This window comes from Arthrobacter sp. D1-29 (assembly GCF_054130585.1).
The window spans coordinates 4545958-4569319 of record NZ_CP096383.1 but is presented as its reverse complement, the minus strand read 5'-3'; the positions used below and the strand labels follow the sequence as shown (position 1 = coordinate 4569319).

22 protein-coding genes are annotated in these 23362 nt (G+C 61.4%); 13 read left to right on the top strand and 9 right to left on the bottom strand.

Translation table 11 applies throughout. The annotated features are described in order from the left end of the window. Positions 1-35: 35 nt before the first annotated feature. Positions 36-1490, bottom strand: a complete 1455-nt coding sequence (locus M1E17_RS20705) for an APC family permease (protein ID WP_457963802.1) — start codon at positions 1488-1490, stop codon at positions 36-38. A 216-nt stretch (positions 1491-1706) separates the two neighbouring features. Between M1E17_RS20705 and M1E17_RS20700 the strand changes: the two genes are divergently transcribed. From M1E17_RS20700 to dtd, 3 genes are all read left to right on the top strand, one after another. Beyond that, positions 1707-2315 carry a TetR/AcrR family transcriptional regulator gene (locus M1E17_RS20700; protein WP_457963800.1) on the top strand — a complete coding sequence of 203 codons (609 nt, stop codon included), beginning with the start codon at positions 1707-1709 and terminating at the stop codon, positions 2313-2315. 144 nt (positions 2316-2459) lie between these two features. Next, on the top strand, positions 2460-3233 hold the full coding sequence (locus tag M1E17_RS20695) for a hypothetical protein (protein ID WP_457963798.1): 774 nt from the start codon (positions 2460-2462) through the stop codon (positions 3231-3233). Positions 3234-3599: 366 nt separating this feature from the next. After that, complete coding sequence (gene dtd / locus M1E17_RS20690) at positions 3600-4052, top strand: D-aminoacyl-tRNA deacylase (protein ID WP_457963796.1); 453 nt, start codon at positions 3600-3602, stop codon at positions 4050-4052. A 102-nt stretch (positions 4053-4154) separates the two neighbouring features. Here dtd and M1E17_RS20685 read toward each other — a convergent pair whose 3' ends face one another. The 5 genes from M1E17_RS20685 to M1E17_RS20665 all read right to left on the bottom strand — a co-directional run bounded on the left by M1E17_RS20685 (position 4155) and on the right by M1E17_RS20665 (position 11683). Next, a complete protein-coding gene (locus M1E17_RS20685) occupies positions 4155-5609 on the bottom strand; it encodes a family 43 glycosylhydrolase (protein ID WP_457963794.1) in 1455 nt (484 codons plus the stop codon). Positions 5610-5697: 88 nt separating this feature from the next. Beyond that, the gene (gene uidA, locus M1E17_RS20680) at positions 5698-7485 is read right to left on the bottom strand and encodes a beta-glucuronidase (RefSeq protein WP_457963792.1); all 1788 of its coding nucleotides are present in this window, start codon (positions 7483-7485) and stop codon (positions 5698-5700) included. 72 nt (positions 7486-7557) lie between these two features. Beyond that, complete coding sequence (locus tag M1E17_RS20675) at positions 7558-7983, bottom strand: GlcG/HbpS family heme-binding protein (protein WP_457963790.1); 426 nt, start codon at positions 7981-7983, stop codon at positions 7558-7560. 17 nt (positions 7984-8000) lie between these two features. Further along, the gene (locus M1E17_RS20670; RefSeq protein ID WP_457963788.1) at positions 8001-10205 is read right to left on the bottom strand and encodes a malate synthase G; all 2205 of its coding nucleotides are present in this window, start codon (positions 10203-10205) and stop codon (positions 8001-8003) included. After that, entirely contained in the window at positions 10202-11683 is a 1482-nt protein-coding gene (locus tag M1E17_RS20665) for an FAD-binding oxidoreductase (RefSeq protein ID WP_457963786.1), read from the bottom strand. The genes M1E17_RS20670 and M1E17_RS20665 overlap by 4 nt, the downstream gene beginning before the upstream one ends. 440 nt (positions 11684-12123) lie before the next feature. Between M1E17_RS20665 and M1E17_RS20660 the strand changes: the two genes are divergently transcribed. Both M1E17_RS20660 and M1E17_RS20655 read left to right on the top strand, forming a co-directional pair. Then, positions 12124-12900, top strand: a complete 777-nt coding sequence (locus tag M1E17_RS20660) for an alpha/beta fold hydrolase (protein WP_457963785.1) — start codon at positions 12124-12126, stop codon at positions 12898-12900. 119 nt (positions 12901-13019) lie between these two features. Beyond that, the gene (locus tag M1E17_RS20655; protein ID WP_457963784.1) at positions 13020-13166 is read left to right on the top strand and encodes a hypothetical protein; all 147 of its coding nucleotides are present in this window, start codon (positions 13020-13022) and stop codon (positions 13164-13166) included. Between the two features lie 75 nt (positions 13167-13241). Here M1E17_RS20655 and M1E17_RS20650 read toward each other — a convergent pair whose 3' ends face one another. Beyond that, positions 13242-14303, bottom strand: a complete 1062-nt coding sequence (locus tag M1E17_RS20650; RefSeq protein WP_457963783.1) for a LacI family DNA-binding transcriptional regulator — start codon at positions 14301-14303, stop codon at positions 13242-13244. 201 nt (positions 14304-14504) lie between these two features. Here M1E17_RS20650 and uxaC point away from each other — a divergent pair, with 201 nt between their 5' ends. The 8 genes from uxaC to M1E17_RS20610 are packed head-to-tail and all read left to right on the top strand — an operon-like array spanning position 14505 to position 22946. After that, positions 14505-15908, top strand: a complete 1404-nt coding sequence (gene uxaC / locus M1E17_RS20645; RefSeq protein ID WP_457963782.1) for a glucuronate isomerase — start codon at positions 14505-14507, stop codon at positions 15906-15908. Then, a complete protein-coding gene (locus M1E17_RS20640) occupies positions 15905-17362 on the top strand; it encodes a mannitol dehydrogenase family protein (protein ID WP_457963781.1) in 1458 nt (485 codons plus the stop codon). The genes uxaC and M1E17_RS20640 overlap by 4 nt, the downstream gene beginning before the upstream one ends. Then, positions 17359-18588 (top strand): D-mannonate dehydratase ManD, encoded by a 1230-nt coding sequence (gene manD, locus M1E17_RS20635; RefSeq protein ID WP_457963780.1) that lies wholly within the window; start codon positions 17359-17361, stop codon positions 18586-18588. The genes M1E17_RS20640 and manD overlap by 4 nt, the downstream gene beginning before the upstream one ends. Continuing rightward, positions 18578-19165: a gluconokinase gene (locus tag M1E17_RS20630; RefSeq protein WP_457963779.1), complete on the top strand. Its 588-nt coding sequence runs from the start codon at positions 18578-18580 to the stop codon at positions 19163-19165. The genes manD and M1E17_RS20630 overlap by 11 nt, the downstream gene beginning before the upstream one ends. After that, entirely contained in the window at positions 19162-20040 is an 879-nt protein-coding gene (locus M1E17_RS20625) for a 2-hydroxy-3-oxopropionate reductase (protein ID WP_457963778.1), read from the top strand. The genes M1E17_RS20630 and M1E17_RS20625 overlap by 4 nt, the downstream gene beginning before the upstream one ends. A 52-nt stretch (positions 20041-20092) precedes the next feature. Then, positions 20093-20536: a MarR family winged helix-turn-helix transcriptional regulator gene (locus M1E17_RS20620; protein ID WP_457967861.1), complete on the top strand. Its 444-nt coding sequence runs from the start codon at positions 20093-20095 to the stop codon at positions 20534-20536. Continuing rightward, entirely contained in the window at positions 20533-21282 is a 750-nt protein-coding gene (locus M1E17_RS20615) for an IclR family transcriptional regulator (RefSeq protein WP_457963777.1), read from the top strand. The genes M1E17_RS20620 and M1E17_RS20615 overlap by 4 nt, the downstream gene beginning before the upstream one ends. Then, positions 21279-22946, top strand: a complete 1668-nt coding sequence (locus tag M1E17_RS20610; RefSeq protein WP_457963776.1) for an MFS transporter — start codon at positions 21279-21281, stop codon at positions 22944-22946. The genes M1E17_RS20615 and M1E17_RS20610 overlap by 4 nt, the downstream gene beginning before the upstream one ends. On the opposite strand, the gene M1E17_RS20605 is transcribed toward M1E17_RS20610, so the two are convergent. Then, on the bottom strand, positions 22852-23199 hold the full coding sequence (locus M1E17_RS20605; RefSeq protein WP_457963775.1) for a family 1 glycosylhydrolase: 348 nt from the start codon (positions 23197-23199) through the stop codon (positions 22852-22854). The two genes, M1E17_RS20610 and M1E17_RS20605, sit on opposite strands and share 95 nt — an antisense overlap. After that, positions 23196-23339, bottom strand: a complete 144-nt coding sequence (locus M1E17_RS20600; RefSeq protein WP_457963774.1) for a hypothetical protein — start codon at positions 23337-23339, stop codon at positions 23196-23198. Before M1E17_RS20600 ends, M1E17_RS20605 begins: the two co-directional genes overlap by 4 nt. Positions 23340-23362: the final 23 nt, after the last annotated feature.

Here is a 23362-nt window from a genome sequence, read left to right as displayed (position 1 = left end):
TTGCTGCTGGTGTACGGGTCAAGTGGAGGTTTGGGTCAGCCGATGACTGCGGCGAAATTGATGGATGGCTTTTGTGCGCCGCGGGCGATCCCGGCCATGAAGAAGAGCGGGATGCCGAGGAGCAGCCACCGGGCCACGCCGCCTGCTCCGCCGAGCAGTGCGTCGTAGTTGTCCAGCGTCAGGTATCCGATGACGATGAAGGCCAGGAAAGACAGGGACGGCGCAATAACGGTGACCCAGAGGTTGTCCCGGATCCGGTTTCTGGCGAAGAAGACGACGATTGCCGCTGATGTCACCAGCAGGATGGTGATGAAGCCTGCAGTGCCAAGGGCCACGAACCAGGCAAAGACGGTTGTAATGGGGTCGGCGCCTGCGAGCAGGAAGATGCTGATGATCGCCAGGAGAACGAGGCCGTTGACGAGTCCTGCGAAGTGCGGGGCGCCGGTCTTGGAGACGGAGGACAGCTTGGCGGGCAGGGCTCCGGCCCGGCCGAGGGAAAACAGGTATCGGGAGAACATGTTGGCCAGGCCCAGGAGCATCGCCAGGAAGCTCGTGACAACCAGGATCTGCATTGTCAGGTTCAGCCAATAGCCTGCGCTGGATTCGGCGAGATCGAAGACCATTCCTGCAGGGTTTTCGGCGGCGACGGTTTGGATGTTGTCGATGCCGATGGCTCCACTGATGGCCCAGGTGGAGATGGTGTAGAAGATGCCAATGAAGGCGATGACAAAATAAGCCGCACGGGGAATGGTGCGCCGCGGGTTCTTTGCCTCCTCGGCGAAGACGACGGTTGCTTCGAAGCTGGTGAAGCAGGCGAAGGCAAACAGCAGGGAAATGCCCAGGCCCGGACCGAAAACACTGGATGGAGTGAACCCTTCAAACGTGAAGATGCCGAGCCCCTTCTGGGCAATCAGGGACACCACGAGGGCCGCTACCGCAAAGGCTTCGCCGAGGATGAGGACTCCCAGGACCTTCAGGCTCGCATCGACGCCCCGCATCGTCAGGCCCGTAACCACAGCAAGCAATACGGCGATCCAGAAGTAGACCGGCAGGCTGATGCCCGTCAGGCCTTCGACCAGCAACTGCGCAAAAACGCCGAACTGGGACCACAGGCCAACTTGAAGGCTCAGGTAGGTCAGGATGGCGATCCCGGCCCCGCCGGTTGCCCACTTGTTGCCCAGTCCCTTGGCCATATAGGCGACAAAGCCGCCCGCGTTGGTGATGTGTTGGCTCATCCGCAGGTATCCGATTGAGAAGAGAGCCACCAGCAGGGCAGCAATCACGTAAATAACGGGTGTTCCCGGGCCGCTGGCCGAAAACAGTACCGGGCTGGCTCCCACCACGGCGGCCATGGGGGCGGCTGCGGCAATGGCAAAGAAGGCAATGGCGATGACGCCGAGCTTGTTTGGCCTCAGCCGTGGGGAGGAGGAGGCAGGTGCTGGATCCTCTTGCACTGGGCGGGTAGAGATTCCGACTGGTTCTTGATTCATCCGTTGGCTCTTTCAGAAGTGTGCAAGGCACAAGGCCTGCGCAGAAGTATTGGAAAGTCCCTGCTGGCACGCGACGGTGCGCTCCATGGGAAAGAAATCTGCTCGAGCCGGCTCCGCACATTGCGTGATACCAGCCACATTCCAGAACTATACATTTGTTTAGTTCTGGCTGTCAATGCTTTTTCCGGAGCCGACCAGGAGGGCTAGACTCGGTGCATGAACCAGCCGTCAACCCGCTTGCCCTATGGAGACGGGCGCGATGCCTTGCTGTCCGCGGTGATTGACGTCGTCGGGGAAAAGGGTCTACGGGGTGTCACGTACCGTGCCGTTGCGTCGCGGGCAGGAGTGAACCACACCCTCGTGACGCACCACTTCGGCTCTATCGAGGGTCTTCTCGCCGCCACCATGGAGTGGGCCATCCAGCGGTCCATCGAGGAGACTGGCCTGGAAAAGATCGCGGACTTTGACGAGAACTTTGCCGATTCACTCATCGAAACGGTGTCGAAGGAACCGGAGCTGCAGCTGTTCCAGTTCGAGATGCTTCTCGAATCCCGGCGCAACCCCGAGGTGCGGGCATTGGTGGAACGCCTTTACGCGAACTACATGAGCACCGTTGAAGATGCCCTGAGGCAACGGGGACTCAACGTGGACAACGGTGCAGCCTTGGCCATCTTTGCTGCCCTGGACGGCCTCATGCTGCAATTCCTCACCATCAGCGACCCCCAACGGATCAAGGCCGCCGTCATCCAGGTGGGCAAGCTCGTCGCAATTCTGGAGAGCACAAGCGACAGCCCCGGCGGCAGCAGCCCCCTCCCGGTTCGGTAACGACGGCTGATCGCCAGATAGCGCCACGCAGGAGCCTTTTGTTATCACCGCAACGGTTCGGCGCCAATCGTGCCGCCGCCGGATCCTAACGCGCACGGCAGCCCCACAATTTAAGGATCCAACTCGGACCTTGAGGAGCGTGTGATGCGCAGCCCGGCCGCCTCAGTCGCGGTTTTTCCCACAGCCATACTGATGGCGCTACTGTTCACGGGCTGCGGCCCGCAGGCGGGACCGACGACGACGTCGAGCCCCAGCCCCACCGTCACCTCCGCGACGGCCACCTCGACAGCAACTGCGACGCCGACAACAACTGGGACGCCGACGGCGACAGGCTCGCCGAATGCCACCGGCACGGCACCGGCGTCGGAAGCCTGGACCAGCTACACCACGGCCGACGGCCAGCTGATGTTCGAGCACCCAACCGCCTGGAGCGTCAGGGACCCGGCGGGCGAGCTTCCCGAGGGCGGCGGTGCCTTCGCGGAGGTCACCAACGAGGCCGGGCGGCCGCTGGCGGCGCTCCGGACCAACATGACCGTCGGGTCCACGTGCATGGACCGGTATCCGTACTCTGTGCTGGATTCTGAAGAGTTGCCGGAGCTGATGCAGGGTGAGGGAGCTCCCCGGTTCGTGTACGAGACCCGCGGGAATGGCGCCACCCCCGGTCCGGCTGATACACCGGCGGCAGCCTACGGCATCACCTCGGTCCCGGCACCCAGCGGGGACTCTGCATCGTGCATCTTCCACTTCTTTAACTGGCCGCCCACTGCTGCGATGTTCGGCGCGTTCTTCAACCCGGAGAACAACGTAACGCCGGGGGCCGCGTCCCTGCCCTACCTGGAGCAGGCCAGGAAGTACAAGGAAACGGTGGAGTACGCGGACATCCGGCGGATGATCACGTCACTGCGGCCGGCGGGGTGACGCTGGCGGGTGATGCCGGCGGGTGATGCGAACGGCGCTCAAGATTCACTCAAGAATCCTGGGATCCGGCTGGATTCAGCTTCTGAGGAGGTGAACAGCCTGTAAGTTGTTCTCGGCTTCCCCGTTTCCCAAGAACTGGTGGCCCCCGGAAGCCCCCACGCTGGAGTTTGACTCGCGTGGGGGCTTCCACCCGGAACTTCACGGCCCATGCCGGGGCGCTCCAGTCGGCAGTGCTACGGGCGGAGTCGTTCAAGGGTTTCTTGCAGAGCCCGGACGACGTCGGCCTGACGGCGCCAAGCTGAGGGCTGCCGCCAGCGGCCTGGCCCGCGCACAAAACCCGATGCCGGACTCCGTTAGGGTTGATGCGTGCGAGCCATCCTTCAGCGGGTCACCCGAGCCGAGGTCACAGTCGACGGCGAAACGGTGGGTTCCATTGACCGCCCGGGACTCGTTGTCCTGGCCGGCGCCACCCACACGGACACCTTGGACGATGCTTCGGCCCTCGCTGCCAAGATCTGGACCCTGCGGATCCTTGAGGGCGAGAGGTCGTGTGCCGACCAGAACGGCCCCCTGCTGGTGGTCAGCCAGTTCACGCTGTACGCGGACACACGGCGGGGAAGGCGCCCCTCCTGGTCGGACGCGGCGCCGGCGAACACCAGCGAGCCGTTGATTGAACACCTGATCGCTTCCCTGCGGGGCCTGGGGGCGGAGGTTTCCACCGGGCGGTTCGGGGCCATGATGCAACTGTCCCTGGTCAATGACGGACCGTTCACGATCAGCCTCGACACCGCCGATTTTTCAGCTCCCCGCCGCGGCTGAGAGCGGTGGGCCGGATACCGACCCGCGGTGACGTCCGGAAGTTTTGAGCAAAGCTGAGGGTTGGGGGCCGCCAGCCATAGGCGGGAAACGCCCGGCGCGAGGTCAGGGCGAACTGTAGGAGAAGGAACGTACAAGGGCGTCGGAACCGACGGCTTCAATCCCCACTACACGTCCGGTGAATCCACCCGCCACCTCTGTTGACAGGTAGCGGCCATCGAGGGAAGCCAGATGCTGGAAGGCGGCGCCGACGCCTGTGCCGAGCACGAGGGTGTCGGGCCCTTGTCGGTGGCCGGCCTGACCACCGGGTGATACTGCGCGAATGGTCAGTGCGACGTCTTCTGGTACGGAATCCTGCATGGCTAGAGTCTGATCTGCTGGACCGATGACAACGCGGGCAGTTACCTTGCCCCCTACTCGTTGAACGATTGCTTGGTGCAGGTCATCGATGCGTACAGTCAACGCCAAGTCGCCCGTACCTTGAACGCTTGCAGTCCATTCCGGATCGCATGCCCGCACCGCAAGCAGCCGCTCTGCCCGCGTCGAGTCTGGTGCCCGTCCAGCAAGCAGTACGAGTCCGTTGTCGCTCGGTGTGACAAATGAAGAGGGGTTCGCTCCGGGGGAAATCCACCTCGAGTGGAGCTCGTTTTCAGCAAAGAGGTCCTCGAACGAGGTGTCAACGTTTGGTGCGGTAAACCGGTCCTCGGCAATGACGGGCCAGTCATCCACCCAGTCGATTCCGACGAGAAACGTCTCCCGCCCGTTGGTGTGCCACTTTGGGAAGGACCCGCGGGGCCGGGTCCCAAGATGCACCATTGCCCAACTTCCATCATGAAGCTCAAAAAGGTCGCCATGACCTACCGCCTGCACTGCATGCGCTGTACTTCGGTTCGTCAGGATTGGATTTGCTGGATTGGCGATGTACGGGCCGTCTATGGTGCGCGCCCGAGCCACAGTGATCATGTGGCCAGCGGCAGTGCCGCCCTCTGCAGCCAGGAGGTACCACCAGCCGTTTCGTGCGTAGACGTGTGGGCCCTCCACATGGGCGCCACCCGTGCCACCCCAAATTTCCCGGGATTCGGACAGCACCTGTCCGGTCTGCGGATTAATCCGGGCCTGCGATATGCCACCCCGTACGACGTCGGACCACGTGAGGTAACAGTCACCGTGCTCGTCCCACGCGAGATCGGGATCAATGCCGATGAGCCCGGGTGTGTACACCGGTTCGCTCCAAGGCCCACCCGCACGCTCCGCCGAGACAATAAGGTGCCCCTTACGCAGGTCGTGCATATTGGTGGTTGTCATCCAGAAGCGGCCGTCCTGGAAGCGGATCGTAGGTGCGAATATGCCCCCGCTTGCGCCCTCTATGCCGGAACTGACGTTAAGTTGGCTTTCCCTATCGAGTACGTGCCCCACCTGGCGCCAGCTAAGCAGGTCTCGGCTCGAGAAGATGGGCACACCGGGGAAATACTCAAATGTGGAGTTGACAAGGAGATACTCCTCACCGACCCGGCATATGGAAGGGTCCGGGTAAAAGCCTGGAAGGATAAGCGAACTCATGGGCACAACGGCTTTCTTTCTTGATCAAACAGGGCGGCGCTGAATACCCACGCCGCCCTGTTACTACTCAGAGAAACAACTGCCCTTTTTAGTTCTTTGGCTTGCGATTGCCGATTGTCCGCCACCGTTTGCGGAGTGCATGTGCCGCGGCCTTCGGTTGGCGGGTTCTGGTGAACACGCCCTTTTTGTTTCCGTCGACGCGGTGGATGCCGTTGCTGGTCTGGAAGTCCGCGAAGTTCCAAATTTGTTCACCGACAAACTGCGGGAATTCGTCGAATACGCGGTGGTGCATCTCCAAGAGGGCCTCTTGGTATTCTTCCGTCCAGGGCTGGTCCCACACGGAATGGACCCCCGGCTGAGTGTCAGCTCCGTACTCGGTCATCATGATGGGTTTATCGACGCGCTCAATCCATCCCTGGATGTCCATCCGCAAATAGTTCTCGGCTGACTCCAGGTCACCGCTCATGACGTACCAGCCGTAGTACCTGTTCAGGCCTACGACGTCGAACAGGTCAACGATCAGATCGTTGCGGAAGGTAGCAAACATGACAACGGCATAAGTCAACGGCCGGGTGGGATCGAGTTCCCGCACCAGGTTCACAAGAGGCTCGAAGTATTCGCGGGCACCCTCTTCGTTTGTCGCCGCTTCGTTTGCTATGCACCACATCACCACGCTGGGATGATTTTTGTCGCGGGCGATCAATTCACGAATGTGCTGGGCGTGTGCTTCCCGTGTTTGATCATTGAAGGTCTCGGGCGAGAACGAAGGCGTTGTGGGCTTCCCCGAGAGGCCTGCCTGTACGCCGAGATTCAGGCCCACAGCGGCTGTTTCGTCTATGACCACAATGCCGTGACGGTCTGCAAACTCCAGCACTTCTTCGGCGTACGGGTAATGGGAAGTGCGGAACGAGTTCGCGCCGATCCAATCCAATAGTTGGAAGTCGTGGACGAGATAAGCATTGTCGTGTCCCTTGCCGCGAATGGCGGTGTCCTCGTGTTTTCCGAAGCCAGTGAAATAGAAGGGCTCGCCGTTGATGAGGAACTCGGTGCCCTTTACTTCTACGGTCCGGACACCGAAAACCTCAGTATAGGAATCGATAACTTTCCCGTCGTCAACGAGTTCCACGAGAAGTTCGTAGAGGTATGCGGCACCCGGCTGCCATAGATTGACCGATTCGATTTCCATCGTTCCGCTTTGCCCGGACCCGGAGGCAACTCGTGTCTTCTCCTGGTCCAGGATGGTCACCCTTACATCAGCGGTGCCCGTCTGCTGGACGGTGTAGGAAACGATGCCCGCCATCCCCCGGACCTGTGTTGTGACTGTCACGTCCTGGAGATGAAGTTGAGGTGTGCTGTACAGCCAGACAGACCGTGCCAGTCCTGCGTAATTGTAGAAATCGTGAAGATAGGTCTGGGTGCGTCGGCCATTCTGTGACATCGTGATCGTGCCAGGAGGGATTGTCGTGTTGGTTAGCTCGTTGCCTACAGCGACAGTCAGCCGGAATTCCTCACCTGGCTGGACGAAGTCAGTGATGTCTGCGTCAAAGGGTGTATAGCCTCCGGTGTGTTCGGCAACCTGGGTGTCGCCTACATACACCCGGCTTGCATGCGTTGCAGCATCGAAACGCAGCACGGTGCGTTCCTCGGACCAGCCACGCGGAACGCGCACGGTGCGCTGGTAATAGACCCAACCCACGTGATTCCGAATTTCGGGGGAGACGAATTGATCGTTGTAACTCGCCGGTACCGCAGCTTCCAGTTTTGTATCCAGGACCCGGGTCCATGGGCTTTCTCCTGCTTGGGTATCCAGCGCAAACAGCCAAAGACCGTCGAGGTTGTGAAGTTCGCGGGTAGGTGTGGAACGTGGTTTAAGCACGCGGTTCTCCTTCAGTATTGGTGCGAAGCGTCGATGCGGAACAGAACCGCGGAAGTACTGTCGGTTTTGGAGTCAGGCCTCCGACGCATCCCCTGCAAGGGCGTCCAGGACTGCAAGACCGATCTCGGAATCCTGGTCAGGCGTACCTCCAGCGATACCGAGGCCGCCAAGATGTTTCTCCTGATAAATCAAAGGGAACCCGCCACGAATGTTGGTCAGCAGATTGTCTGTGCCCATCGGGAGGGCAATTGCGAAGTCACCTTGCATCCACCCTGTCGGGCGTCTCGATGAGGCGGCGGTGTTGGCCTTTCGGCGGCTGGTCTCCACACTGTGGGGCATCGAACCGTCTGCGCGGCCGAAGGCGATAAGGCCCATTGCTGGATCCACGACACTGACCGAAACCAGGACGCCGCGTTGTGCTCCTGCCTCAATGGCCAGGGAAACAGCCCGGGCGGCAGTGGCGTAGTTCACCGATGGTGTTTCAACGAAGTTCTGCATGGTGGCTCCTGGCAAGGTCATGAATTGGGGCTTTCCGCGTAGATGGAGCTGAGCGTCTTTGATTTCACTTGGCGCCGGCGCTGGTGCAGAAGGGGCTCTGTGTAGCCGTTCGGCTGCGTGCTTCCCTCCAGCACCAGATCGACGGCGCACTGGTATGCGATGCTCTCGGAGATGTTGGGAGCCATCGCGCGGTAGAGGGGATCGGCTGAATTTTGGGCGTCGACGACGGCCGCCATTTTCTGCATGCTCTCGTGCACCTCTTGCTCCGTGATCACGCCATGGCGGAGCCAGTTCGCAATGTGTTGACTTGAGATGCGGAGCGTGGCCCTGTCCTCCATGAGGGCGACATCATGAATGTCCGGAACCTTGGAGCATCCAATTCCCTGGTCCACCCAGCGGACGACATATCCCAGCAAGGACTGCATATTGTTATCAAGCTCTTCCTGGCGCTCTTCCGGCGACCAGTCCGGGTCAGTCTCAACAGGCACGGTGAGAATGCCCTCAAGGGTGCCCCGCTGGCCCTGGAGGGCAATTTCCCGCTGTCTCTCCGCGACGTCGACCCGGTGATAGTGAATTGCGTGCAGGGTTGCCGCAGTGGGGGACGGTACCCAGGCCGTGCTGGCACCTGCCATCGGGTGCACGATCTTTTGTTCGAGCATTGACGCCATGAGATCAGGCATCGCCCACATGCCCTTGCCGATCTGGCCCCTGCCCGGCAAACCCACTTCAATTCCGATGTCGACGTTCTGATCCTCATAGGACGAAAGCCACCGATGATTGCGCAGTTCGGCCTTGCGGGCGAAAGGTCCTGCCTCCATAGAGGTGTGGATCTCATCGCCGGAACGGTCAAGGAAGCCTGTATTGATGAAAACAAGGCGGTCCTCGGCCTCGGCTATGCAGGCCTTCAAGTTGACTGTGGTGCGGCGCTCCTCGTCCATGAGCCCGAGCTTAAGGGTGTTCGCCGCTAAGCCCAGCAGTTGCTCGACACGGCCAAAAAGTTCCACGGTGAAAGCCACCTCCTCCGGGCCGTGCATCTTGGGCTTGACGATATAGATTGAGCCGGTTCGACTGTTTCGTCGAGGATTCTGCGGATCCAGCCCGGCCAGGGCCGTCAGCGATGTCAGGACAGCATCCAGGATGCCTTCGCCTATCTCGTTTCCGTCAGAATCAAGGACCGCGTCGGTGGTCATGAGGTGGCCAACATTGCGGACGAAAAGCACGGCTCGCCCGGGCAGAACTACCTCGCCTCCAGAGGGGGATGTGTAGTGCCGGTCATCCGCCAACCGGCGCACGACCTTGTCGCCGCCCTTTTCAAAGACGTCCTTCAGATCACCCCTGTTCAGGCCCAGCCAGTTGCGGTAACCCACGATCTTGTCCTCGGCGTCGACGGCGGCGACCGAATCTTCGAAGTCGACAATGGTGGTGATAGCAGCCTCTGCCAGCACGTCGGCTACACCAGCTGAATCTGATGCTCCGACAACCGTGCTTCGGTCGAAGATGACCTCTATGTGAAGGCCGTGGTGGCGGAAAACGATGGTGGACGGCAAATCGGCTTCTCCTGTGTAGCCCACCAACTGGTCAGGATGGACCAGGCCACTGCTTGAACCGTCGGAAAGGGTGACCGACAACTTTCCGTTGCGTACCGCGTAACCGGTGGAACCGGCATGGCTGCCTGCTGTCAGCGGGATAAATTCATCGAGCAGACCACGCACATACGCGACGACCTCCTGGCCGCGCTGGGGATCATATCCGGCTGCAGCTGCCTTCGCGTCCAGTGCGTCTGTTCCGTAGAGGGCGTCGTAAAGCGATCCCCATCGGGCGTTAGCCGCGTTGAGTGCATAGCGGGCGTTGGTGACGGGCACCACCAACTGGGGGCCGGCAAGTTTCGCGATCTCATCATCCACGTTGGACGTCCGGACCTGGGTGCCTTCCGGCGCCGGCAGAAGGTATCCGATGTCCTGCAGAAACGTCTGGTACTCGGTTTGGTCAAACGGGAGCGGATGCAGCCTGTGCCATTCGTCAATACGGCCCTGCAGTTCGTCACGTACAGCGAGGAGCTCCCTGTTTCGTGGTGTCAGGTCCTTGACGATTCTTCCGAAGCCGCGCCAGAACCCGGCAGCGTCGATTCCGGTTCCAGGCAGCGCCTCGGATTCGATAAAGGCATGAAGGGCTGGGTCGACGGCCAGGCCGTCGGCGTCGACGCGGCTATTGTGGTGACTCATGAGCGCCCCTCGTTGGCAGTGCCGCGCGATGGCGGTGCGGCAAAAATACTTCCGGGGTTCAAGATGCCATCTGGATCCAGCGCCATTTTCACACTGTGCGAGATTTGGAGTAAGTCCTCGCCAATCTGGTTTATCAGCCATGGGCGCTTCAGTCGTCCCACCCCGTGCTCGCCGGTGATTGTCCCGCCCAGTTCGATGGCCAGGTCCATGATTTCGCCGTAGGCACGGTAGGCGCGGTCCCTCATGTTCGTGTCTGCAGGGTCAAATACGACCAGCGGATGTGTATTGCCGTCACCCGCATGAGCGATGAAGGCGATGACGACATTGCGGTTCTGTGCAATTCGCTCAACCCCAACAACGAGCTCTCCCAGACGGGGGCTTGAGACTCCCACGTCCTCCAACAGCAATGTGCCCAATCCTTCTACAGCGGGAATGGCAATACGCCGCGCGTGGGCAAAACGCTCGCCCTCCTCCTGATCCGCAACCTCAAACGACTCAAACGCGCCGTGCTTTTGAAAGGCACCTAGCATCATTGCGGTTTCCGCGCCGCTGGGGCTCTGATCGTCTGAACGTGCCACAACCAGCGCAGCGGCATGCCTGTGCAACCCCATGTCCAGCACGTCTTCGACAGCATTAATGGAAGTTCCGTCCATGTACTCAAGCATCGAGGGGCGGATGCTCGAAGCAATGTCGACGACGGCGTTTGCAGCCTGTTCGCTGCTTGAAAACCACCCAACCACAGTGCGGGCGGGCGGGGCGGCTGGCAGAAGCCGCAAAGTGAGTTCAGTGATGATTCCGAGGGTGCCTTCGCTGCCAACGAAGAGCTTGAGCATGGATAGCCCCGCCACGTCCTTGAGTCGTGGGCCTCCCAGCTTTATGGCCCTGCCGTCAGCGGTGACGATTTCCATACCCAGGATGTAATCGGACGTGACGCCATACTTGACGCAGCACAAGCCCCCGGCATTGGTGGCGGCGTTGCCGCCGATCGTGCAGATCTCGTAGGAGGCAGGATCAGGCGGGTACCACAGGCCCTCCTGGGCCACTGCGGCTTTGACCTCAGCGTTGAAAAGACCCGGCTGAACCACGGCGGTACGCGTAGCGGGATCTATATCGATGGAGCGCATCCGCTCGGTGCTGAGCACAATGCCGTTCTCCACTGCCGTAGCTCCCCCAGACAGACCCGTACCGGCGCCTCGAGGTACTACCGGGATCCGATGCTTGGCCGCCCATCGGATCACGGACTGCACATGCGCAGTCGTCAAAGGCAGCACCACAGCCATGGGCACGGCAGCATCTGGATCAAGTGCACGGTCCCGACGGTAGGGCTCCATGGCTTTGCGATCAGCAATGAGCGCGTCCGCCGGCAGTACCAGCGCCAGTTCGTCAAGGAGTGGACTGGGAGAAATCCGTTCTTTGTCGGCCGCTGCGGATACGTCACCAGCCACGGCCCTCTCCGAAATTTTCGCTATGTCTGACATGTGGTGCCACTCCTGTGAGGTCAAATTTTGGTCTGCGAAGAACATCTCCAGCCAGAAAGGCTCGGACTATGGCGTTTCCTGTACCGCTGCAGCTTTCAGTAAAACATGCATTGCTGTCACTGACAACCGGTTGCCGAAAAAGGACTGCCTCGAACCCTTCCTACTGGCCGCGCCCCGCCGCCTCCCCCTTTCGGAGCGATACTGACTTATCGCGGGCGTTTGATGTAAGGTCTGGCAACCGGTTGACACTGCCGGCATTGCGCCCCTACGCTAACCTATAGAACCTTCCTAGCCAGGGCTCGGATGTCGTCAGAGCGGGCACACAGAGTAGACCCCCGAGCATAAGGAGCTCCCATGCCGAAACTTACATTCCTCACCTCCAGGATTGGCGCCGAAGGCGCCGCATCTTCCCTGGCCTTGACTGGGTCAGGTGGCCAGGCATGACCGGAGCTTTCAACATAGTCGTTGAGCCAAGGACGGACTCTGAACCATCGTTGGGCACCATCGTCTTTGTGAATTCCCTCGCCACCGGAATGCAGATGTGGGATGAGGTTGTTGCCGAGCTACGGCCGTTTTTTGACATAGTCCGATTCGATCAGAGGGACCGCGGTGGTCCCCTCGGTCACAGGCCGTTCGACCTTGACGATCTGGTCGAGGATCTGTTTGATGTTTTGGACGGCGCGGGCATCAGCAAGGCTCATGTGGCCGGGGTATCCCTTGGCGGAATGGTCGCGCTGGGGGCTGCTGCTTATAGGCCGGAGCGAATTCAGTCTGTTACCGCGATGTGCTGTGCAGCGCGCTTTCGACGCGATGTTTGGGAAGAGCGCGGCAGGTTGGTGCGGGCCCAGGGAGTTGTGCCCTTGGTGCCTCAAATCATCGATCGATGGTTCACCGCCGATTTCCAGCAAAAAAACCCCGACGTCGTCCTCCGGTACCGGCAGATGCTCGAGTCAACGGATCCTGTCGGGTACGCCAACGCATGCGATCTCCTGTCTGAAGCGGACGTGCGTGAGGATTTACCGACGATACAGGTTCCGGTTCTGGTTATTAGCGGGGAAAGCGACAGCGCCAATCCCATCGAAGATCAGAAACTGATCGCGCAAAGCGCACCCAAGGCACGGCACGAAATCCTCACCCGAACCGCACATCTTGCACCGGTGGCGGAGCCGGCACAGATCGCCCGCCTCGTGGCTGATCACGCTCAATTCAGTAGCTAACGACGAAAACCATGAGATCAATGCGCGAGTCGATACCAAAGCAACAAACAGATTGCTCCTCGCTTCAAGGCGGAGCGTCCCCTCTCGGAGACTGCAGCCAGATCGCCAAGGGGGACTACGTGGAAGTCAAAGTGGGCACTGTTGTCCACCTGACGGGACACGTTGAAGAGATTCAACCGTCCATGGATCTCTTCTGGGTTCTGGCGTCCGATGGGACGCGAAGAATAGTGGAACTCGCCGAGTTTGACGTCTACCTTGCGGCCTAGCTCTGGCCCACCATTTCTCCGGAATTATCGCGTTTTCACATAGTGGGATCAGGAGGGACTGACCCGCTGCTGCCGCTAGAGAAGCCGGCCGCTGGACCCACGCACCACCAGCTCAGTATCGATGTAGCGGGTGAAAGTTGCCTCTCCTGGCTCCTTGAGTGTCCGAAGCAATATGGTGGCCGCTTCGATTCCACAGTTTTCCATCGGGGCGCGGACAGTGGTGAGCCCCGGCGTGGTGAAGTCTGCGCCAAAAATATCGTCAAACCCGATGATGCTGATCTGATCCGGGACTGCGTAGGCGGCCGCCTGCAGTTCCTGCATGAGGCCTATCGCCAAAAGGTCGTTGTAGGCAATCACCGCTGAAGCGCCGCTGCTGACGACGAAACGGGCCATGGCCCGCCCTCCCTTGACCGTGGGGCTGTCGGAGTCAATTTTTACCGCTTCTATGCGCGACCACTCGCAAGCCTCCTGGATGCCCCTCCAGCGCTGGCCCGACATCCAGGAGGCCGTGGGACCTGAAATGAAGACGATTCTTTGATGCCCGTTTCCGGCCAGATGGCGGATGGCTTCACCAATGCCCTTGTTGACGTCAGGAACGACGCAGGCGATGCCTTCTACATCACGGTTGACGACCACAACCGGTTTCTCCTTGGCGAGGTCCCGGATGTGGTCATCGTCCATTCGAGGACTGGCAAGAATTAGCCCGTCAACACTGGCCAACATGCGCTGGGCGGCTGCAAGCTCCTGGTCAGGCGACTCGGCTGACTCAGCCAGAATCAGAGAATAATCGCGGAATGCCGCGGTGGATTCCGCACCCCGTATAGTTCCGAAGAATGTTGGATTCGTAATGTCGGCAACAATCAGGCCCAACGTATTTGTTCGTCCCGTCGGAAGCGCCCTGGCAAACGGGTTAACTTGATAATTGAGCTCGGCGGCGGCTTCCTCGATGAGCTGCCTCGTACCCGCACTGACCCGGCCAGGCTTGCTGAGCGCCCTGGAAACAGTGGACGGGTTCACTCCTGCCAGCTTCGCAATGTCATAAATCGTGGCATTGGTCCTGCCGGGGGCCTTGCCCTCACTTTTGGAACGGGAATCGCCAGCCACAACTTGGGCGTCGGAAGCTGGAAGTTTAGTCATGGACCTAATCCTAACTGCCTTGGTGCGAAAAGACATCCATCCGGTTGCCAAAAACCTTAAATATCTGGCGCCGTCTTCCAGGAAGGTACAGGTAGGGAAAGGAAGTCATCCCTGACCATTCTTACGTCAGCGCGTATTCGGTAGCCGACCTCTCTATGGCAACCGGTTGACATAGCATGCCTAAAACCGGACTATTGACTCATGTCATCGATTGCCGCCAACCCAGACCGGCTCCTGCCCGCTGATCCAGGAACCCGCCGCATAGCCCGCGAACTCCTGCAGCGCGTCCAGGACCTTCCCATCATTTCCCCGCACGGGCACGTTGACGCCGCAGTCATCGAGCAGAACACTCCCTTTCCCGATCCGGCAGCGCTGCTGGTCAGCCCGGACCACTACGTCACCCGGCTGATCCATGCCAGTGGCATACCGCTGGACCGGCTCCAGGAATCCGCTACCTACAAGCCGGAGAGCCGATCGGTGTGGCTCGAGTTCTGCAAGGCGTGGCCCTTGTTCGACGGCACTGCCTCGGGATATTGGCTCCGCACCCAGTTCCGCGACGTCTTTGGCTTCGAAGGGGAGCTGAGCGCGGAAACAGCCGATGCCAGCTACGATGCCATCTCGGAAAAGCTCCAGGAGCCCGGCTTCCGGCCCCGGGAACTGTTCAAAGACTTCAACATCGAGGTCCTGGCCACCACGGACGATCCACTGGACACCCTTGAGAGCCACAAAGCAATTGCCCAGGACCCGTCCTTCCATGGGCGCGTCTTGCCCACCTTCCGCCCGGACGCCTATCTCAATATTGCCCACCCCGCGTGGTCGGAGAACGTGGACCGGCTCATTGCGGCAGCGGGCGACGGCGGCACGGGCTATGGTGCCTACCTCACGGCCTTGGAGAACCGGCGTCGTTATTTTGTGGAACATGGCGCAGTCTCTGCGGACCATGGAGTCCGCACCCCGGCCACCCTCAAGCTTGAAGCGGCGGACGCCGCGAAACTGTTTGACCGCGCCCGCTCAGGCACGGCAAGTGCCCAGGACCGCGACGACTTCGAAGCACACATGATGTACCAGATGGCACGGATGTCGGTGGAGGACGGCCTGGTGATGACCATCCACCCCGGTTCCTACCGCAACCACCACGAACCCACCTTCCAGACTTTCGGGGCCGACACCGGACACGACATTCCGTTCGCGATCAACTACACCGAAGGCATCCGTCCCGTCCTGCAGGACTTCGGTACGGCCAAGGATTTCCACCTGGTTCTCTTCACGTTGGACGAAACCGTGTTCTCCCGGGAACTTGCCCCGCTGGCCGGCTTCTACCCGTCCGTCTATCTTGGTTCGCCGTGGTGGTTCCTGGACGCGCCGGACGCCATGCTGAGGTTCCGCTCCGCCGTCACCGAGACTGCAGGCTTCTCCCGTTCCTCCGGTTTCATCGACGACACCCGGGCGTTTTGCTCCATTCCCGCCCGCCACGACGCCGCCCGCCGGATCGAGGCGTCGTTCCTGGCCCGATTGGTGGCTGAACACCGCGTCAGCGAAGACCGGGCACATGAACTCATCGTCGACATTGTGGACGGCTCACCCCGGCGGGTCTTCAAGCTATGAGCACCGGTCTGGAGAAGCAAACACAGACTGAGGTCGGGCTTCCGCGGCTCAATCGGACCTTCTGGTCCGGCCCAAAGCCACCGGTGCGGATAGTCCACCTGGGCCTGGGCGCCTTCCACCGCTCCCATCAGGCCTGGTACACCCAGCAGGCCGGCGATGCTGCGAATTGGGGCATCGCCGCCTTCACCGGCCGCCGCCCGGATGCCGCACTTGCGCTGGCAGAGCAGGACGGCCTGTTTACGTTGGTGGAACGCGCAGATTCCAAAGACTCGTTCGCTGTCATCGGCAGCATTGTAGAAGCGGCGGACGGCGCGGACGTGGCCAGGCTCGCCGTACTGCTGGCATCGCCCGATACTGCCGTGGTCACCTTGACCATTACCGAAGCGGCGTATTTGGCAGACTCCCAGGGCGCCTTCAACAGTAACGCTCCTGAGGTGGCCGCGGACCTGGCCACCCTGCGCAGCAACGGTGATCCAGCGACTCCGCTGGGCAGGCTGGTATTCGGCCTTGCCTCCCGACGCGCAGCGGGCCGCGGTCCTTTGGCCGTTGTCTGCTGCGACAACCTCGCCAACAACGGTGCCGTCGCCCGCAATGCAGTAGTGGGCATGGCCAAAGCCTGGGAGCCGGGCCTGGCCGAGTGGATCAGTACCAACACGAGTTTTGTCAGCACGTCGGTAGACCGCATCACCCCACGCACCACGGCTGCAGACGTCGCTGCGGTGGAAGCTTCCTGCTGCTACCGGGACATGTCCCCGGTGGTGGCCGAACCGTTTGCCAGCTGGGTCCTCAGCGGAGACTTTCCCGCGGGCCGGCCGCGGTGGGAGGACGCCGGAGCCTTGTTCGTGGCGGATATCGAGCCGTACGAAAACCGAAAGCTTTGGCTTCTGAACGGAGCCCATTCGCTCCTGGCTTATGCCGGGCAGCTACGGGGGCATCGAACCGTGGCACAGGCCCTGGCCGACCCTCTATGCCGCCATGCCGTTGAGGCCTTCTGGGACGAAGCCGAGGCCAACCTGCCCGCCAGGGACCTCGCGATTCCCGCTTATCGGGAGGCGCTGCTGACACGGTTCGGCAATAAACGCATTGCGCACAACCTGTCACAGATAGCCATGGATAGCACCACGAAGCTGCGGATGCGGGCCGTTCCCGTTCTGCGCGCGGAACGGGCCGCAGGCCGGTCCGGCAGCGGTGCCGCACTCATGATTTCCGCATGGATGGAGTGCACGGCCCGGCTGGCTCCTGCCCAGGACCCGCTGGCAACGGACGTGGCTGCTGCAATCGCCTTGGCGGGGACTGCGCGGATCCGTGCCCTGTTGGAACTGGTGGATGCGGGACTGGCAGCGGATGCCGCCGCAGTGCAGCTGATAGAAAGCCTCACAGGCACGTTCGCAGAATCACTCCCACGTACTGAATCCCGTACCTGGCTAACCTCCCCTGAAAGGACCCAGCTGTGAAAATCATTGCCGCGGAAGTCTTCGTGACCAGTCCGTCGCGTAACTTCGTGACCCTGCGCATCACCACCGAGGACGGGGTGACCGGCATCGGTGACGCCACCCTGAACGGGCGCGAGCTTGCCGTAGCGGCCTACCTGAAGGAACATGTTGCGCAGCTGCTGATCGGCAAGGATCCGCACCGGATCGAGGACACCTGGCAGTTCCTGTACCGCTCCTCGTACTGGCGCCGTGGCCCGGTCACCATGGCCGCGATCGCCGCCGTCGACATGGCGTTGTGGGACATCAAAGGCAAAATGGCCGGCATGCCCGTCTACCAGCTCCTGGGCGGGGCCTCCCGTAACGGGCTGCGGGCCTACGGCCATGCCTCAGGCGCGGACATCCCGTCCCTGTTTGACTCGGTCCGGGAACACTTGGAACTGGGCTACAAGTCCATCCGGATCCAGACCGCCGTTCCCGGTATCAAAGCTGTCTACGGGGTTGCCGCCCAGGCGCAGGCCTCGGGGGAGCGCTACGACTACGAGCCCGCCGGCCGCGGCGCCTTCCCGCTGGAGGAGGACTGGGACACCCGCGCGTACCTGCGCCACCTGCCCAGCGTGTTCGAGGCGGTCCGGAACGAATTTGGCCCGGAAATCCCGCTCCTGCACGACGGCCATCACCGGATGACCCCCATCCAGGCAGCCAAGCTGGGCAAGGCGCTGGAACCGTATGACCTGTTCTGGCTGGAGGACTGCACCCCCGCCGAGAACCAGGAGGGCCTGCGCCTGGTCCGCCAGCACACCACCACCCCGTTGGCCATTGGGGAAATCTTCAACACGGTATGGGACTTCCAGACAGTCATCAAGGAACAGCTGATCGACTACGTCCGGGCCGCGTCCACCCACTTCGGCGGGATCTCGCCGCTGAAGAAGGTGATGGACTTCGCCGCGCAGTACCAGATCAAGTCCGGCTTCCACGGCCCCACCGACATCTCCCCGGTGGGATTCGGCGCGCAGCTTCACGTGGGCCTGGCCATCCACAATTACGGCATCCAGGAATATATGCCCCACTCGGACAAGACCAACGAGGTCTTCGAACAGTCCATGTCCTTCGTGGACGGCTACCTCCACCCAGGGGACAAGCCCGGCATCGGCGTCGAATTCAACGAGGAAGCCGCGGCAGCCTACCCGTACCAGCAGGCCTACCTGCCTTACAACCGCCTCGTCGACGGCACGGTCCATGACTGGTAAACCAGAGTCCGGCGTTCCAGCCCATATCGTGGTGATGGGCGTGACCAGCTGCGGCAAAAGTACAGTGGGTGCCGCCATCGCTGCCCGCCTCGGGGCAGAGTTCGTCGACGGAGACTCGCTGCACCCCCAGTCCAACATTGACAAGATGGCCTCCGGTACTCCACTGGACGACGGCGATCGGGCACCATGGCTCGCCGAAATCGGCAGGCGCTTCTCGGCGTCGCAGACCGGGCTGGTGATCGCATGCAGCGCACTTAAGCGCAGCTACCGTGACATTATCCGCAACGGCGACTCCACAGTAAGGTTCCTCCACCTGAACGGGGCACGGGACCTGCTCGCCAGCCGGATGGCCGCGCGGCCGGGCCATTTCATGCCCCTGTCGCTGCTGGACTCGCAGCTGGAAACGCTGGAGGACCTCGAGTCCGATGAGGCCGGAGTGGTGGTAGACATCGACACGCCCGTCGAGCAGATCGTGTCATTCACTTTAGCTTCGCTCGTGCACGCCGGCACGAATTCGTCGGCGCCGCGCCGCACTTATCGACCAACTACTTCGATCAGCATTGGAGAACCATCGTGAGCAACGTTGCAGTTATCGGACTCGGAATCATGGGCCTGCCCATGGCCATCAACCTGGTCAAGGCCGGCCACACCGTCACCGGCTTCAACCGCAGCCAGGACAGGATCGACAAGCTCGTCTCCGAAGGCGGCAAGGGCGCCGCCGGGATCGCGGACGCGGTCAAGGACGCCGACGTCGTCATCACCATGGTCCCTGACTCCCCCGATGTTGAAGGTGTCGTCAGCGGCGAAGAAGGCGTCTTCGCCAACGCGAAGAAGGGCGCGCTCTGGATCGACGCGTCCAGCATCCGCCCCGACGTCGCCAAGCGCCTCTCCGACGACGCCCGCGACGCCGGCATCCGCCCCCTCGACGCACCGGTCTCCGGCGGCGAACAGGGCGCCATCGACGCCGCCCTGTCCATCATGGTCGGCGGGAACAAGGAAGACTTCGACGCAGCCGCGGACGTCCTGAACGCAGTCGGCAAAACCATCGTCCACGTCGGACCCTCCGGCTCCGGCCAGACCGTCAAGGCAGCCAACCAGCTCCTCGTCGCCGTCAACATCGAAGTCCTCGCCGAAGCGATCGCCTTCCTCGAGGCCTACGGCGTGGACACCGACGCCGCGCTCAAGGTCCTCGGCGGCGGCCTGGCCGGCTCCAAGGTCCTGGAGCAGAAGGGCCAGAAGATGCTGGACCGCAACTTCGACCCCGGCTTCCGCCTGGCCCTGCACCACAAGGACCTGGGCATCGTCACCTCAGCCGCCCGCGAAGCCAGCGTCGCCGTCCCCCTCGGCGCCGTCGTCGCACAGCTCGTCGCCGCCACCGTCAACCAGGGCGACGGCGCACTGGACCACTCCGGACTCTTCAAGCAGGTCCTCCAGCTCAGCGGCCGCGAGTAACCGTCAGTGCTCACGTTTGATCGCCGCCGCGTTCGGCGATACAGGGTTCGTCATGACAGCTGACGTGACGGCAGCCCTGGTGTACGAACTGCTAGGCGTCCAACGTGCACTGCGCCGCATTGATACGGCCAGCCTGCGTGGAGAAGGACTTGGAGTAGCCCTGCACTTCGTGCTTCGGTCCATCAGTGACGGGGAATGCAGGGCTACGCAGCTTGCCGGCCGTCTCGGCGTCGGCGCGCCGGTCCTCAGCCGGCAAATCGCCGAGTTGGAAGAGCAAGGCTTGCTGGTCCGAAGAAAGGACCCCAGGGACGGCCGTGCTCATCTTCTCGCACTGACGCCGGCGGGCGAGGACAAACTCCGGCATGTGCAAACGCAACGATCAGCGCTCTTTCAGCAGTGTCTCGGAGAATGGAGCGAGAGCGATGCTGTCAATGCAGCGGAGGCACTCCGCCAGCTCACGGAATCCCTGACGAAGTCAGCCCTGAAAACACCATGACTGAAAAATCCCCTGTTGGTGTACAGGCCGTCGGACGCGTGTTTGAACTGTTGGAACTGATCGAAAACCTCGGGGGAGCCGCCACACTGAGCGAACTCTCCTCGTCCACCCATATTCCCCCGCCTAGCATCCACCGCCATCTGCGCACCCTGGTCACCCTCGGCTGTATTCGCCAGCTCCCCAACCGTCGCTATGCACTGGGTCCCCGGCTGATCACGTTGGGAGATGGAGCAATCAAACAACTCGGTGCTCTGGCCCTCCCGCAACTCAAGACGCTGGTGGACCAGCTGGGAGAGAGCGCCAAGATGGCGGTGCTTGATGTGGACATGGTGGTTTATGTGGCTCAGGTGCCCTCTCTTCATTCCATGCGCACTTCTACGGAAGTGGGCCGCCGCGCCCACACCCATACGACAGGAATTGGCAAAGCCATTCTTGCCCAATTGAGCGAAGACACGGTCCAGCAAATACTCATGCGGGCAGGAATGCCCACCCCGACGGCCAGAAGCATCAGCGGGGCCAGCGACCTGCTGGCGGACCTCAGGCTCATCCGGGAAAGAGGTTTTTCGGTCGACGAGCAAGAGCAAGAAATTGGCGTCCGCTGTTTTGCCGTAGCGGTCCCTGATGCACCTACACCCACAGCCATTTCAGTGTCCGGCCCTGTTTCCCGGCTGGACGAGCACTTCGCCAGCAGAGCGGTGCCCATCCTTACCAAGGCTGCCCAAACCATCTCGGAGAAGCTTCAGTGAGTACCAAGAGCGTCGCAGTTGAACAAGCCGGCGGAAAAGTTCGGAGACATGCGCCTTTGGTGGCTGCCCTTGCCTTTGCTGGGTTGGGTGGGTCGTTCATGCAGACCATCCTCATTCCGATCCAGTCGAAGTTGCCCGAGCTGCTGGAGGCCGGCAGAGATGACACCGCTTGGGTCATCACTGTGACGCTCTTGGTGGCGGCCATTTGCACCCCTGTCTCGGGAAAGCTGGGGGATATGTATGGCAAGCGGCGCGTTTCCATCATTTTGCTGTCGCTCCTGGTGGCTGGGTCAGTCGTCTGTGCGTTCTCGCTGTCGGTTCTGCCCCTAATTATTGGCCGGGCGCTGCAGGGTATGGGAACGGGTGTCATACCCCTGGGGATAGCCATTTTGAGGGATGAGCTTCCTCCAGGAAAACTCGGCGGAGCAATCGCCCTGGTAAGCGCCACCTTGGGCGTTGGCGGTGCTCTGGGTCTCCCGGTCAGTGCGCTGGTGACGGAGTACTTTGACTGGCATGCGCTCTTCTGGGTCTCTGCTGGAATCGGCGCAGTCGCTGTGGCGCTGTATCTCCTCGTTGTTCCGGCTGGGGAATCCCGCAATCAGGGGCGGTTCGATTTTTGGGGCGCCGTTGGCCTCGCCATGGGGTTGGTGGGCTTGCTGCTTGCCCTTTCGCGGGGGAACACCTGGGGTTGGCTGAGCGTACCAACGCTGGTGTCTTTATTGATCGGAATTCTCTCGCTGCTGGCGTGGGGATGGTACGAACTCCGGAGACAGAACCCGTTGGTTAACCTTCTTGTGAGCTCCAAAGGGCCTGTCCTGATGACAAACCTGGCGTCGGTCGCCATGGGATTTGCTCTCTTTTCATCCAGCATCGTCTTTCCCCAATTGCTCCAGTTGCCGGAATCTTCCGGCGGTCTCGGATTGAGCATTGTGGATGCGAGCCTGATTCTCGTCCCGTCAGGCTTGGCGATGCTCGCCATGGCACCTATTGCGGGACGCATAAGCCGGCGCGCGGGCCCGAAGCTGCTCCTTGTAGCAGGGGCAACCATCATCGCACTCGCGTATCTCGCAGCTGTGCTCATGCTGCCAAGCATTTGGCTTGTGCTGGTCGTCAACATGATGATCGGAATTGGCATCGGGCTCGGCTATGCGGCTATGCCGACGTTGATTATGCTCGCTGTTCCGGTGGGAGAGACCGGGGCAGCAAACGGCTTGAATACCCTGATGCGTGCATTGGGAACAAGCATTGCCGCAGCTGTTGTGGCAGCCGTTCTCGCTGGCTCCGCCGGGGCTGCAGGGGCACCGATGAACCGAGTCAACAGGGATTTTTTCTGGCACTTGTCCTCGGGCTGCCTGCAGCTGTGGTTTGCGGAGTCCTGGCCGCGTTCATTCCGAAACCGCGGGTTGTGTGACAGAAGGGGAAACAGACCCGCTCTTGGCCACGTTCCCAAGCCATGCCAGGCTCGGTTTCGGGTGGCGCTCGAACATGTCCTCGCCGCCCGGCAAAGCTACCAGTGCCTGGTTCGCCACAGTCCATCCCACTGCGGCGCCGGTCCGTTCCCGCACGAGATCACGGACGGCGTGATGCCTCGACTAGCCGGTAGCCGATCTCAGGGTTGGGGTCGGGCAGGACTGGGCGGGCATCATCGTCGACGGTGGGGCTGAGCCACTTTTTGTCTGTCTGCTGCTCGGCTGCACGGCTCATCGTCGTCATCAACGCGAGCATATTGGGCTCGTTCATGGTGCAGATCCAGTCAACGCCATCGAGAATGCCTGCAACGGCTTCGGCATATGCCGTGAACCGCTCGACTGCCGGCGGCCCCATCCACCCGCCCTCCTCGGCGAACCACCGGGGATTTGTGAAGTGGTGCAGCGTGATGACAGGCTTCAGGCCCAGCGCGAGTGCGGTGTCGATCATGCGGCGGTAGTGGGCCAGTTCCGCGCTGGAAAAGTGGCCCGGAGCTGCTCCCGGGCCCAGAAGTCACTGTTGACGTTGTTGCCTTCGATCTGATGGGGTGCGGTGGAGGCACCCCAGAGGAATTCGTTGGGAAAGTTCATCCTGGTCCATGCCGATCAATCGG

Bases quoted from the DNA above. Each gene is read 5' to 3' on its own strand.
- M1E17_RS20705 (WP_457963802.1), bottom strand. From the start codon at position 1,490: ATGAATCAAGAACCAGTCGGAATCTCTACCCGCCCAGTGCAAGAGGAT.
- M1E17_RS20620 (WP_457967861.1), top strand. From the start codon at position 20,093: ATGACAGCTGACGTGACGGCAGCCCTGGTGTACGAACTGCTAGGCGTC.
- M1E17_RS20665 (WP_457963786.1), bottom strand. From the start codon at position 11,683: ATGTCAGACATAGCGAAAATTTCGGAGAGGGCCGTGGCTGGTGACGTA.
- M1E17_RS20605 (WP_457963775.1), bottom strand. From the start codon at position 23,199: ATGATCGACACCGCACTCGCGCTGGGCCTGAAGCCTGTCATCACGCTG.
- M1E17_RS20670 (WP_457963788.1), bottom strand. From the start codon at position 10,205: ATGAGTCACCACAATAGCCGCGTCGACGCCGACGGCCTGGCCGTCGAC.
- M1E17_RS20630 (WP_457963779.1), top strand. From the start codon at position 18,578: ATGACTGGTAAACCAGAGTCCGGCGTTCCAGCCCATATCGTGGTGATG.
- M1E17_RS20695 (WP_457963798.1), top strand. From the start codon at position 2,460: ATGCGCAGCCCGGCCGCCTCAGTCGCGGTTTTTCCCACAGCCATACTG.
- M1E17_RS20600 (WP_457963774.1), bottom strand. From the start codon at position 23,339: ATGAACTTTCCCAACGAATTCCTCTGGGGTGCCTCCACCGCACCCCAT.
- M1E17_RS20660 (WP_457963785.1), top strand. From the start codon at position 12,124: ATGACCGGAGCTTTCAACATAGTCGTTGAGCCAAGGACGGACTCTGAA.
- uxaC (WP_457963782.1), top strand. From the start codon at position 14,505: ATGTCATCGATTGCCGCCAACCCAGACCGGCTCCTGCCCGCTGATCCA.
- M1E17_RS20700 (WP_457963800.1), top strand. From the start codon at position 1,707: ATGAACCAGCCGTCAACCCGCTTGCCCTATGGAGACGGGCGCGATGCC.
- M1E17_RS20650 (WP_457963783.1), bottom strand. From the start codon at position 14,303: ATGACTAAACTTCCAGCTTCCGACGCCCAAGTTGTGGCTGGCGATTCC.
- M1E17_RS20685 (WP_457963794.1), bottom strand. From the start codon at position 5,609: ATGAGTTCGCTTATCCTTCCAGGCTTTTACCCGGACCCTTCCATATGC.
- M1E17_RS20640 (WP_457963781.1), top strand. From the start codon at position 15,905: ATGAGCACCGGTCTGGAGAAGCAAACACAGACTGAGGTCGGGCTTCCG.
- M1E17_RS20615 (WP_457963777.1), top strand. From the start codon at position 20,533: ATGACTGAAAAATCCCCTGTTGGTGTACAGGCCGTCGGACGCGTGTTT.
- M1E17_RS20675 (WP_457963790.1), bottom strand. From the start codon at position 7,983: ATGCAGAACTTCGTTGAAACACCATCGGTGAACTACGCCACTGCCGCC.